Below are 11,357 nucleotides of genomic sequence, written 5' to 3'. Positions count from 1 at the left end.
GTCACGACGGCGGGCTCCGCCCCCACGCCCGGAACCATCCTGCGCCTGCGGGAGAGTGGATTCCGGGTGGTGGCCACCGACGTCGACCCGGCCGCCCCCGGCCGCGCGTTGCCCTGCGCCGAAACCCCTCTGACCTCCCCTTTCCTTGGGCCGGAGCCGACCGCCGCACGTCCTTCGACGCCGTCCCCCTCCAGGCCGTCCGTGAGCCCGACCTCACAGAACCGGCTCTCCACCCGCTCGGACCTCGGGACATAGCCTTCCCATGGGGTGAGAATTTGCCCTATTCATCCCTTTTGTCCGATCCGTAGAGTGAGCCGGTCCCGAGCCCGCACCGCAGCTCGGAGCTCACTCGGCCCGGGAAGGAGACGCCATGTCCGCCGACGCGGCACCCACCGCGGTCTCCGGTAACGCCGGGAGGACCACCGACCGCCTGCTCGGCGTGCTGATGGTCTTCGCCGAGACCGAGGAGGCCACGGCGGCACAGGTCGCCGAGATCACCGGCATCCCGGTCAGCACCGTCTACCGCATGTTGGAACGCCTCTCCGCGAGCGGCTTCGTACAGCGCCGGGACACCGGTCCCGCGTACGGAGCCGGGCCCGTGGCGGTCCGGTTCGCCGAGCGGTACCGCAGCGGCGCGCTGGAACGCACCTCGATCGGCCCCCGGCTGGCACGGCTCTCCCACGAGTCCGGAGAACTGGCGGCCTTCATGGTGCCGATGGGCACCGAGGCCCTGTGCGTGGACGCGGTCGAGGGGGCCCGGGTCCTGCGCTGCTGCTTCACGCGCGGAGCCGTGCGGCCGCTGCTGCGCGGCGCCACGGCCGAGGCCCTGCTCGCCCACCTCCCCGAGTCCCGACGCGAGGAGGTGTACGCCGCCTACCGCCTGCCCGCCGCGCGGGTGCGGGACCTGGAGACGGCCCACCCCCTGGTGCGGGAGCGCGGGGTCGCGGTCAGCGAGAGCGCCCTCGACGAGGGCGTGTGGGGCGCGAGCTCCCCCGTGCTCGACGACTCGGGCGCCCTGAAGGGGGTCGTCACCGTGATGGCCCCGGCGGCGCTGACCGAGCGTCGGCGCCCCTACTACGTCCGCCTCGTCAAAGAGGCGGCGCGTGACCTGAGTGGAGGAACGATTTGAAGAGGGTGAATCCCCCCGTCTGGACCGGGCGCGACGACGGCCCCGGCTCCGGGCACCGGCGCTGGCACACCACCGTCCGCCCACTCGACGGCGCCGACCGACGCGGCACCGTGATCGTCGGTTTCGCCTCCGACGAGGGCGTGCGCAGGAACAAGGGCCGCACCGGCGCCGCCGAGGGCCCCGCCGCCCTCCGCCGGGCACTGGCGCCGCTCGCCCTGCACCGCGACGACGCCCTCTACGACGCGGGCGACGTCCTCGTGGACGACGGTGACCTGGAGGGCGGCCAGACCGCTCTCGGCTCGGTGGTGGCCTCGGCCATGGCCGACGGGCACTTCCCCGTCGTGTTCGGCGGCGGCCACGAGGTCGCCTACGCGAGCTACCTGGGCCTGGACGAGGGGCTGGGCGCGGACCGCACCCGCACCCTGGGCATCCTCAACATCGACGCCCACTTCGACCTGCGCGAGGAGCCCGAGCCCACCTCCGGCACGCCGTTCCTCCAGATCCACGAGGCCGAACGGGCCCGCGGCCGCGACTTCCGCTACGCCGTCGTCGGCGTCAACGAGGCCGGGAACACCCCCGTGCTGTTCGACCGCGCCGACCGGCTCGGGGTCGAGTACCTCACCGACGACCAGTGCGCCGCCCACCACATGGAGCGGGTGCTGGGGTTCGTCCGCTCGTTCGTCGACTCCGTGGACGACGTCTACCTGACGCTCGACCTGGACGCCCTGCCCGCGTGGGTGGCCCCCGGGGTGAGCGCCCCGGCGCCGCTGGGCGTCCCCGCCGAGGTCGTGCAGGGCGTGGTCGAGGCGGTCGCCGCCTCGGGCCGGCTGGCCCTGTTCGACGTGGCCGAACTCAACCCGTCGCTGGACGTGGACGGACGGACCGCGCGCGTGGCCGCGCGCATGGTGGACCGCGTACGCGCGGCCAGAGGGCGGAGCGCATGAACATCTCCCTGGACCTGATCCAGACCACGACCCTGGCCGCCGGTCTGCTGCTCCTGGGCGAGTTCGCCCGGCGCCGTATCGGCTTCCTCCAGCGGTTCAGCATCCCCGGTCCGGTCATCGGCGGCTTCGCGTTCGCGCTGGCCGTGCTGACCCTGCGGGAGACCGGCGTGGCCCAGTTGGAGCTGGACACCACGCTGCAAGAGCCCGCGATGATCGCGTTCTTCACCACCATCGGCCTGGGCGCCAGCGTGAGCCTGCTCCGCAAGGGCGGCAAGCTGCTGATCGTCTACCTGCTGGCGTGCTGGACGCTGGCGATCCTCCAGAACGTCGTCGGCATCGGCATGGCGACCGCCCTCGGCCTCGACCCGGTGCTGGGCGTGATGGCCGGGGCCGTCGCCCTGGAGGGCGGGCACGGGGCCGCCGCCGCGTTCGGGCCCACCGCCGAGGCGCTGGGCACGGACGGCGCCACCGCCGTCGCGGTCGCGGCCGCCACGTTCGGCCTGGTCGCGGGTGGTCTGCTGGGCGGACCGATGGCCTCCTGGCTGATGCGGCGCCACGGGGTGAAGGTGCCGTCCGCCGCCGAGGTCGGGAACGGTCCGGTCGAGGTGGAGGAGCGCGAGGAGCCGGTGGGTTACGGTCCCCTGGTGAACACCGCCGTGCTGATCGGCACGGTGATGGTCGCCGGGGTCGCGCTGGGCACGTGGTTCAGCGAGGTGACCGGGTTCGTGCTGCCCACGTACGTGGGGGCCATGATCGTGGCCGCGCTGGTGCGCAATGTCGGCGACCGGTTCGGGCTGCGCATGCACCAGGGCGCCCTGACCCTCGTGTCGTCGCTGTCGCTGGGCCTGTTCCTCACCATGGCCATGATGGGGCTGCGGATCTGGGAACTCTACGCACTGGCCCTGCCGCTGGTGCTGCTCCTCGCGGTACAGGTGATCGTGCTGCTGCTGTTCGTCGCCCTGGTGGTCTTCCGCGTGCTGGGCAAGGACTACGACGCCACGACGATGGTGGCGGGCATGGTCGGCCACGGTCTGGGCGGCACCCCGAACGCGATGGCGAACATGGACGCCTTGAACCGCCGTTTCGGGGTTCGTTCGGAGAAGGCCTTCCTGATCGTCCCGTTGGCGGGCGCGGTGCTGATCGACATCGTGGCGCTGCCGTGGATCGTGTGGTGCATCAACGCGGTGGCCTGACCGAACGTCGCCGCCGGGGCTCCGGGTCGTCGTCGACCCGGGGCCCCTCGTCGTTGCGGCGCCCGGCTCCCCCGGCGCCGCGCGCGGTGACCGGCCGCGGGCACTCCTGGCCCCCGTGGGGCGGTTACTCCAGGGCGGGCGGCCCCGGTGAGCGCTGCCGGGACAGCTCCGACAGCAGCCCGCCGAGCAGGGCGGTCTCCTCCTCCGTGCCGACGGAGACGCGCAGGCGCCCCGGGTATCCGAGCAGCGAGCACTCGTGCACCTGGACGCCGCGTTCGGAGAGCCACCGCTGGATACGGACGGCCTCGGCCGGGTCCGGGCACCGGGCCACGACGAAGTTGGTCCGGGTGCGCAGGACCTCGACGAACAGTCCCGAGGAGGCCAGGAGGTCCGCGAGGTGCTCCCGCCCCCGGACCACCCGGGCCCGGTGCCGTTCCAGGTAGGCGTCGTCGCCGATGGCCGCCGCCGCCAGGTGGAGGCTGACCGCGTCCGCCGAGTAGAACCGCTGCCGCTCCCGCAGCCGGGCCGCGAGCCGGGGCGGGGCGGCCAGTACGCCCAGGCGCAGTCCGGCCAGCCCCAACGACTTGGACAGGCTGCGGAAGACGCAGAGGTTGTCCCACTCCCCCAGGCGTGGGACGTACCCGGGCTCCTCGGAGAAGTCGACGTAGGTCTCGTCCACGCAGACGTAGTCGACGCGGTCGGGCAGCGCGTCCAGCCACGCGCCGGAGACGATCGTCCCGGTCGGGTTGTTGGGTCGGGCGACGAAGACGACCCCGTGCGGGCCGACCCGCTCCGGGCCGACCGAGGGCTGCCCGTCCTCGCCCAACGGCAGCCGGGTGACGGGCACGCCGTGGGTCTCCGGGCGCGTCCAGAAGGCGTCGAAGCCGGGGACCGTGCACCACACCCGGTCGGTGAGCGAGGTCAGCAGGTCGATGGCCTCGTCGACCCCGTTGGTCAGGACCAGGGACTCCGGCCGCACCCCCCAGTGCCCGGAGATCTCCGCGCGCAACCGGTCGCTCGCGCCGCGCGGGTACCGGTGCAGAGTGTGCTGGAGGGCGAGGAGCCGGTCCACCGCGGACGGGGGCGGGCCCAGGGGGGACTCGTTGGAGCTCAGCTCGGCCCCTCCGGGTACGGGCTCCCGGTCGGCCTGTGCGCGTGTCTCGATCAACGGGCCCCTCCGGCGTCGGCCCGCAGTCGGTACCCCAGCAGGAAGCCGGTGGAGTCGACGCGGGGGTCCGCGGTCCGCTGCCGTTCCACCTCGGCCCCCGCCTCCGTGAAGAGCTCGTGCCAGAACCGGTCCCGTTCCAGGCGCTGTTCGGTGAGGTAGTGCACCAGGAAGTAGGGGTTGTAGTAGGCCAGGGCCAGCCGGTGGGCCATCGCCGTGCGGTCGTCGATGCGGTTGTCGACCTCGATCACGATCCAGTGGGCGTCGGGACGGTGCGCGAACACCTCGCGCACGAGACCGACCACCGCGTCGCGGCCCCGCTGTTCGAGAAGTTCCTGGAGGACGAACGCGGAGACGAGGCAGACGGGGCCGGAGCCCAGGTCGAGTTCGGGGGCGTCCTCCGCCCCGGCCACCCGGAGCCGGACGCGGTCGTCCAGGCCGCGTCGGCGCATGAGCTCCTCCCCCGCGCGCACGCTGGCCGGTTCGGGGTCGACGCCGACCGCGGGCAGGCCGGGCAGGAGCTCCATCAGGTCGGCCAGGGAGCTTCCGTCCCCGCAGCCCAGGTCCACGACGGAGGCGAAGCGGTCGCGGACCTCCTCGATCAGGTCGACGATCACGGGGTAGGCGTCGTACTGGCTGATGCCGCAGCTGCCGACGCCGACGTCCAGCCCCGACCGGGTGGCGAAGCCCGCACCCTCGCGCAGGGTCTGGCCGAGTTGTTCGAAGGTCTGGGTGTAGCCGCCGACGAGGAGTTTGTACCAGGAGGAGAACACGGCGGTCTCCTTCGCCTTCTCCTCCAGGGAGAATACGCCGTCGTTCTCGCTCAGATAGCCCTCGTTCGCGAGATAGTGCAGCACCCCCTCCAGGCGTCGGGGCTGAAGGGAAAGGGATACGGACAACTGCTCGGCGGTTCGGGGACCCGCAGTGAGCTTTTCCTGGATTCCGGAATCCATGAACTGGTGGAGTACCTGCGCCAGAACGAAGTACCTGACTGGCTGCAAAGCCTCCACCAGCCTGATCTCCAGCCCGGATTTCATGGTTTCAGGCATGACGAATCCCTTCGCGATCATTGCGCGTGATGTGCCTGGACCCCGGTTCGGTTAAAGGCCCGGGTCGGCCGTGACGACGTGCAGTGCGAGCAGGACGAGGGCGAGCCCGCAGACGGCCTGGACCGTCCGGTACCACACGGGTTGGTGGAGGCGTCGGAGGGCGTGGTGAGCGAAGAGGGAGAGGGCTCCGAGCCAGGTCGCCACCAGGAGGGAGTCGACGAGGCTGAGGAGCATCATGGCGGGCATGGGCGCCCATCCCTGCGGAACGAACTGGGGCAGGACCGCGAGGAAGAAGAGTCCGGCCTTCGGGCTCAACAGGTCGGCGAGGAGCCCTTGCCGGAAGGCCTTGTACCTGGTGGAGGGGCGTGTGCGGGTGCGACTGGCGGAGGGCCGCCCGGCCGCCGGGGCCGGGTCGGGGGCGGGCTCCGCGGAGGGGGCGGCGGGGTCGGGGGGCGTGACGGGGTCGGGGGAGGGCCGGCGTTCGAGGGCCGTCCGCACCCCCAGGTAGGCGAGGTAGGCCGCGCCCGCGTAGCGCAGGACGCCCAGCGCGGTGTCGGAGCCCGCCACGAGCGAGGCGACGCCGAGCGCGGCGGCGAACCCCCACGCGAGCGAGCCGAGGGCGGCCCCCGCGGACGCGGCGAGCGCGGGGCGCGCCCCGTGCACGATGCCGTTTCTCAGGACGATCACCGTGGCCGGTCCGGGCGTGACGATGACAATGGCCGAGAATACGACAAAGGACACCAAAGCCTGCTGAGCGTCCATACCACTCGTTTCGCGAGGATGCTCATTCAGATACGCGCACACGCTATAACGCACCGTGAGAACAGACAAGAGACCAAGGCACGGTTTCTTCCCCGACCCGCCCGGGAAGCGCGTTTCGCATATGAGGGTTTCACGCCGATTAATGGAACAAGACGGCCATTTTAACCATCACACAACGCCGGACCGCCGACCGGCGGGGTGACCTCGGAGCCCCATTCGGGAAAAGCTGGCTGCCCAGGTACGACGCGGCCGCGCGACTTGCCGACCACCGATACCTCAGCGTGATATCACATGTGCTGACAGTAGCCATTCGGGCCTCGGTCGGACCTTCCGGTGCCGTCCGCGCTGCCCCCCCACGACCCCTGTGTCCACCCTCGACGTCTGTCCGGTGCCCGCTCCGCCGCACAGCACACCCCTGCCCCGACCCGGCGCCAGCGTGCCCGCAACCGTGGAGAAGACCCCGTGAGCCAGACCAGCCGTCCCCCGACCGCTCCGTCCCCCGAGGAGGCGCCGTGACACGAGAGGCCGTCGTCACCGGAATCGGGGTGGTCGCCCCCGGGGCGACCGACACGGCCGGGTTCTGGGAGATGCTCACCGCGGGGCGGACCGCGACCCGGGGCATCACCCTCTTCGACCCGACCGGTTTCCGCTCCCGGATCGCCGCCGAGGTCGACTTCGACCCCACGGCGCACGGGCTGGACCCGCACGAGGTCGAGCGCATGGACCGCTACACGCAGTTCGCCGCCGTCGCCACCGCCGAGGCCCTGGCCGACAGCGGCCTGTGCCCGGCCGACCTGCCGCCCTGGCGCCTCGGCGTGAGCATGGGGACGGCGGTCGGCGCGACCACCCGGCTGGACCGCGAGTACGCCACGATGAGCCGGGGCGGCGCCGACTGGGTCGTCGACCACCGCGCCGCGGGCCCCCACCTGGAACGGGCCCTGTCGCCGAGCACGCTCTCCGGGGAGATCGCCGAGCGGGTCGGTGCGCGCGGACCGGTGCGCACGGTCTCCACCGGCTGCACCTCCGGCCTCGACGCGGTCGGCTACGCGGCCCAGGCGATCGAGGACGACCTCGCCGACGTGGTGGTCGCGGGTGCCGCGGAGTCCCCCATCTCGCCCATCGCCATGGCCTGCTTCGACGCCATCAGGGCGACCTCGGACACCAACGACGACCCCGGGCACGCGTCCCGGCCGTTCGACCGGCACCGGAACGGCTTCGTCATGGGCGAGGGAGCGGCGATCCTCATTCTGGAGGAGGCGTCCGCGGCCCGCCGCCGGGGCGCACGCGCCCGGTGCCGGGTCGCGGGCTTCGCCAACCACGGCAACGCCTTCCACATGACCGGCCTGCGCCGTGAGGGGACGGAGATGGCCCGCGCCATCACGACCGCGCTGGACCAGGCGCGGCTTCCGGCCACCGCGGTGGACTACGTCAACGCGCACGGGTCCGGGACCGTGCAGAACGACCGGCACGAGACCGACGCGGTCAAACGCGCCCTGGGCGAACACGCCCGCCGGACCCCCATGACCTCCATCAAGTCGATGGTGGGGCACTCGCTGGGGGCGATCGGCTCCATCGAACTGGCCGCGTGCGTGCTGGCCATGGACACCGGGGTGGTGCCGCCCACCGCGAACCTGACCTCCCCCGACCCCGAGTGCGACCTGGACTACGTGCCGCTGACGGCGCGGGAACGGAGGGTCGACGTGGTGCTGTCCGTCGGCAGCGGCTTCGGGGGTTTCCAGTCGGCGGTCGTCCTGGACCGGGGAAGCGAGGTGCGGTCATGAGCCTGGTGATCACGGGACTGGGCGTGGTCTCGCCCTCGGGAACGGGAACCGACGGGTACTGGGCGGCGCTCTCCGAGGGCCGCTCGTCCATCGCACCGCTGACCGGCTTCGACACCGACGACTTCCCTGTCCGCCTGGGCGGCCGGGTGCGCGGCTTCGACCCGCACGAGCACCTGGACGGCCGCTTCGTCGTCCAGACCGACGCGTTCACCTGGTTCACGATGGTGGCCTCCCAGGAGGCGCTGACCGACTCCGGGTTCGACGTCGCCGCCGACCCCTACGCCACCGGGGTGCTGCTCTGCTCCGGCACCGGCGGCGGCGAGTTCGGCCAGCGCGAACTCGCCTCCCTGTACGGAAGGGGCCCCAGCCACGTCGGGCCCTACCAGTCCATCGCCTGGTTCTACGCGGCCAGCACCGGGCAGGTGTCGATCCGCAGCGGCCTCAAGGGCATGTGCGGCGTACTGGTGACCGACGAGCCGGGCATGCTCGACGCCCTCGGCCAGGCGGGTCAGGCACTGCGCCGGGGCGGCTCCGCGATGCTGGTCGGCGCGGGCGAGTCCGTGCTCGGCGCGCCCTACTCGCTGGCCTGCCAGGCGGCGTCTGGCGTGCTTGACGACGGCGACGACCCCGAAACGGCCTACCTCCCCTTCACCGAGGGGACCCGCGGCTACGTGCCCGCCGAGGGCGCGGCCGTCGCGTTCGTGGAGGAACGGGCGCACGCCGAGGCACGCGGGGCCCGGGTGCGCGCCGTCGTCGCCGGGCACGCGAGCGCCTTCGGCGGGGTCGGCGGCCTCGATCCCGGCGGTGAGGGCCTGCTCCACGCGGCCCGGGGGGCGATGCACCGCGCGGGGGTCGCCCCGGCCGAGGTGGACGTGGTGTTCGCCGACGCCCTGGGGGTGCCGAAGGCCGACGCCGACGAGGCCGCCGCCCTCCGGCTCCTCTTCCCCGACGGGGTGGCGGTCACCGCGCCCAAGGCCGGTTTCGGCCGGGCGCACGCCGGGGCGGGGGCTCTCGACGTGGCCGCCGCCGTCCTGAGCCTGGAGCACCAGACCGTCCCGCCCACCCCCCGGGTCCCCGACCCGCCCTCCGGACTCGACCTCGTGGTCCGAGTGGCCCGGCCCGCACGCCTTCGGCACGCGCTGGTCCTGTCCAGAGGGGCGGGCGGCGGGGTCTCCGCGGTCGTCCTCACCGGCCCGCACCACGTCTGACATCCGAGATTCGAGATCCGAGGAGAAGCATGGCGCAGGAACACGTCACGTTGGAGGAGCTGGTGGAGCTGATCTCCACCAGCGCCGGGGTCCGGACCGACGCGGAGACGGCGGCCGACCTGACCTTCGACGAGCTGGGGGTCGACTCCCTCGGCGTCCTCGGCGTCGTCGCCGAGATCGAGCGCAGGGTGGGCCGCAGGCTGGGCGCCGAGGCCGAGTTGTCGCCCTCCCCCAGCGCACTGATCGCCCTCGTCAACGAGGGCGCCCCTACTTCCGTGGAAAGTGTGTGATCACGATGGCCGTCGACGTCAGGTACAGCGTCGTCATCGACGCCCCCTACGACCTCGTCTGGGAGGTGACCAACGACGTCGCCTCCTGGCCCGACCTCTTCCCCGGTCACGCCTCCGTGGACGTGATCCACCGGGAGGGGGACACCGTCAGGTTCCGCATCACCAAGCACCCCGACGAACAGGGCCGCGTGATGACCTGGGTGTCGGACCGCACCACCTACCAGGACGCGGGCGAGGCCCGGGCCGTGCGGGTGGAGACCGGACCGTTCGACTACATGCACCTGAACTGGATCTACGAGGACCGGCCCGAGGGCGTGGGCCTGACCTGGCACTACCAGTTCACGAGCAAGCCGGGCGCGCCCTACGACGACGCCCGGATGCGGGAGCACTTCGACGAGAGCGCCCCGAGGGAGCTGGCCGGTATCAGGGACACCCTGGAGGCCAGGGCCCGGCAGCTGGCGGACGACCCGGTCTCCTGACCCCGACCGCCCCTTCGGGGGCCTGCGACCCGACCGGCCGCCATGACGGCGCCGGACGGGCGCGGCCCCCCGCGCGTCCCGGGGCTCAGGCGTCCGGGCGCCAGGTACCCCGCGCGACGTCGGGGACGAACCCCGCGAGGAGTTCGAGGGTGGCCGGGTCGGTGAGGTCGACCCGGCGGCCCTCCTGGGCGGACAGGTAGGCCGCCATCAGCAGCCGGGTGACGTCCCGGCCGTCGTGGAGGTCCTCCCTCGGCGGCTTTCCGTCGAGGAAGCGCTCGACCATGTGCCGGTTCTCCTCGGTGTACCCGTAGGTCGCGGCCTCGTCCGGCACCACCGGCATGAGTCCGCCCTCGGCGTTCTGCTTCTCCACGAGGTCCTCGCCGACCCCGCCGGCGATCTCGCGGCTGAGGAACACCCGCGACTCGGTGTCCAGGGTGTTGGAGGACATGGAGTACTCCGGGCCGAGGAGCTCGTAGCTGAGCCGCAGCCCCGCCCCGACGTAGCTCCAGGAGGTGGTCGCCTCGGCGATCACCCGGTGGCCGTCGCCGTTGACGTAGACCACGGTGGCCCGGGCGTAGTCCTCGGACGGGCTCCTGCGGTAGTCCACCTCCGGCCCGAACCGGCGGGCCAGCTCGTCCGCGTGGTGCGGCCGCGCCCACTTCAGGCACGCGATGGTGGCCTCCACGCTCACCGGCCGCAACCAGTCCCGGGCCCGGGTGCCGGGCGGGGTGAGCAGGTACCGGGACGCCTCAACGCTGTGGCACATCATGTCGTTCAGGACCCCGCCGCCCTGGTGCTCGCCCTGCCAGAACCACGCCCGGTGGGGTCCGCTGTGCTCCTCGGCGCACCGCGCGAGGTAGGGGGAGCCGGACGCGGAGGCGCCGCGCGCCCACACGAGTTCGTGGGCGCGCGTCACTCCGGGGGCGAAGACCTGGTTCTCCAGGTAGCCGTGCAGCAGCCCGGCGTCCTCCACCAACCGCAGGACCTCCTCGGCCTCGGCGACGGTACGGCCCAGGGGCTTCTCGATGGCGACGCCCCGCAGCTCGGCCCGGCCCGACGCGACCTCCTCGCAGATCGCCCGGACCGTCTCCACCCGCACGTGGTTGGGGGTGGTCACCCACACCGCCTGGACGGCGGGGTCGCGCACCATCGCGCGCACGTCGTCGTAGGCGGCGGGGTCGCCCACCCGCAGCTCCCGGGCCAGGTCCGCGACCTGGCCCACGGTCTCCGCCGTCCGGCCGCACACCGCCACCACGTCCGCGTCGCGCACGCCCCGGAAGGAGCGGGTGTGGAAGTCGGCGATGAACCCGCTGCCGACGATGCCGACGCCGAGCCGACCGTTCACTGAAGTCACGTT

The 11,357-nt window shown here is 72.8% G+C and carries 11 protein-coding genes and 1 pseudogene; 8 read left to right on the top strand and 4 right to left on the bottom strand.

Annotation, left to right across the window (positions count from 1 at the left end; translation table 11 throughout):
• From ABZ635_RS20430 to gltS, 4 genes and pseudogenes are all read left to right on the top strand, one after another.
• Nucleotides 1-102: pseudogene (locus tag ABZ635_RS20430) on the top strand (carbamoylphosphate synthase); the annotation flags it as partial.
• Nucleotides 103-370: 268 nt separating this feature from the next.
• Nucleotides 371-1,129 (top strand): IclR family transcriptional regulator, encoded by a 759-nt coding sequence (locus tag ABZ635_RS20425; protein ID WP_357767451.1) that lies wholly within the window; start codon nucleotides 371-373, stop codon nucleotides 1,127-1,129.
• 5 nt (nucleotides 1,130-1,134) lie between these two features.
• On the top strand, nucleotides 1,135-2,073 hold the full coding sequence (gene hutG, locus ABZ635_RS20420) for a formimidoylglutamase (RefSeq protein WP_357767449.1): 939 nt from the start codon (nucleotides 1,135-1,137) through the stop codon (nucleotides 2,071-2,073).
• Nucleotides 2,070-3,266 carry a sodium/glutamate symporter gene (gltS, locus tag ABZ635_RS20415; protein ID WP_357767446.1) on the top strand — a complete coding sequence of 399 codons (1,197 nt, stop codon included), beginning with the start codon at nucleotides 2,070-2,072 and terminating at the stop codon, nucleotides 3,264-3,266. The genes hutG and gltS overlap by 4 nt, the downstream gene beginning before the upstream one ends.
• A gap of 124 nt (nucleotides 3,267-3,390) precedes the next feature.
• Here the strand turns inward: gltS and ABZ635_RS20410 are convergent, their stop codons facing one another.
• From ABZ635_RS20410 to ABZ635_RS20400, 3 genes are read right to left on the bottom strand one after another with little or no spacing between them, the layout of a single operon-like run.
• Nucleotides 3,391-4,434, bottom strand: coding sequence for an aminotransferase class I/II-fold pyridoxal phosphate-dependent enzyme (locus tag ABZ635_RS20410; protein ID WP_357767443.1), 1,044 nt, complete (start codon nucleotides 4,432-4,434; stop codon nucleotides 3,391-3,393).
• A complete protein-coding gene (locus ABZ635_RS20405) occupies nucleotides 4,431-5,480 on the bottom strand; it encodes a 2-ketoarginine methyltransferase (RefSeq protein ID WP_357767440.1) in 1,050 nt (349 codons plus the stop codon). Before ABZ635_RS20405 ends, ABZ635_RS20410 begins: the two co-directional genes overlap by 4 nt.
• Before the next feature lie 51 nt (nucleotides 5,481-5,531).
• A complete protein-coding gene (locus ABZ635_RS20400; protein WP_357767437.1) occupies nucleotides 5,532-6,221 on the bottom strand; it encodes a LysE family translocator in 690 nt (229 codons plus the stop codon).
• A gap of 533 nt (nucleotides 6,222-6,754) precedes the next feature.
• On the opposite strand from ABZ635_RS20400, the gene ABZ635_RS20395 reads away from it, so the two are divergent.
• The 4 genes from ABZ635_RS20395 to ABZ635_RS20380 are packed head-to-tail and all read left to right on the top strand — an operon-like array spanning nucleotide 6,755 to nucleotide 10,000.
• Nucleotides 6,755-8,023: a beta-ketoacyl-[acyl-carrier-protein] synthase family protein gene (locus ABZ635_RS20395; RefSeq protein WP_357767434.1), complete on the top strand. Its 1,269-nt coding sequence runs from the start codon at nucleotides 6,755-6,757 to the stop codon at nucleotides 8,021-8,023.
• Nucleotides 8,020-9,231, top strand: coding sequence for a beta-ketoacyl synthase N-terminal-like domain-containing protein (locus ABZ635_RS20390; RefSeq protein ID WP_357767432.1), 1,212 nt, complete (start codon nucleotides 8,020-8,022; stop codon nucleotides 9,229-9,231). The genes ABZ635_RS20395 and ABZ635_RS20390 overlap by 4 nt, the downstream gene beginning before the upstream one ends.
• A gap of 29 nt (nucleotides 9,232-9,260) precedes the next feature.
• A complete protein-coding gene (locus ABZ635_RS20385; protein ID WP_357767429.1) occupies nucleotides 9,261-9,521 on the top strand; it encodes an acyl carrier protein in 261 nt (86 codons plus the stop codon).
• A gap of 5 nt (nucleotides 9,522-9,526) precedes the next feature.
• Nucleotides 9,527-10,000: an SRPBCC family protein gene (locus ABZ635_RS20380; protein WP_357767457.1), complete on the top strand. Its 474-nt coding sequence runs from the start codon at nucleotides 9,527-9,529 to the stop codon at nucleotides 9,998-10,000.
• Nucleotides 10,001-10,085: 85 nt separating this feature from the next.
• Here ABZ635_RS20380 and ABZ635_RS20375 read toward each other — a convergent pair whose 3' ends face one another.
• Nucleotides 10,086-11,354 (bottom strand): Gfo/Idh/MocA family oxidoreductase, encoded by a 1,269-nt coding sequence (locus tag ABZ635_RS20375; RefSeq protein WP_357767426.1) that lies wholly within the window; start codon nucleotides 11,352-11,354, stop codon nucleotides 10,086-10,088.
• Between the last annotated feature and the right edge of the window lie 3 nt (nucleotides 11,355-11,357).

The sequence above is a fragment of the Nocardiopsis sp. NPDC007018 genome, assembly GCF_040635075.1.
Taxonomy (GTDB): domain Bacteria; phylum Actinomycetota; class Actinomycetes; order Streptosporangiales; family Streptosporangiaceae; genus Nocardiopsis.
The sequence above is the reverse complement of the archived record's forward strand: the minus strand, read 5'-3'. Positions and strand labels throughout refer to the sequence as shown.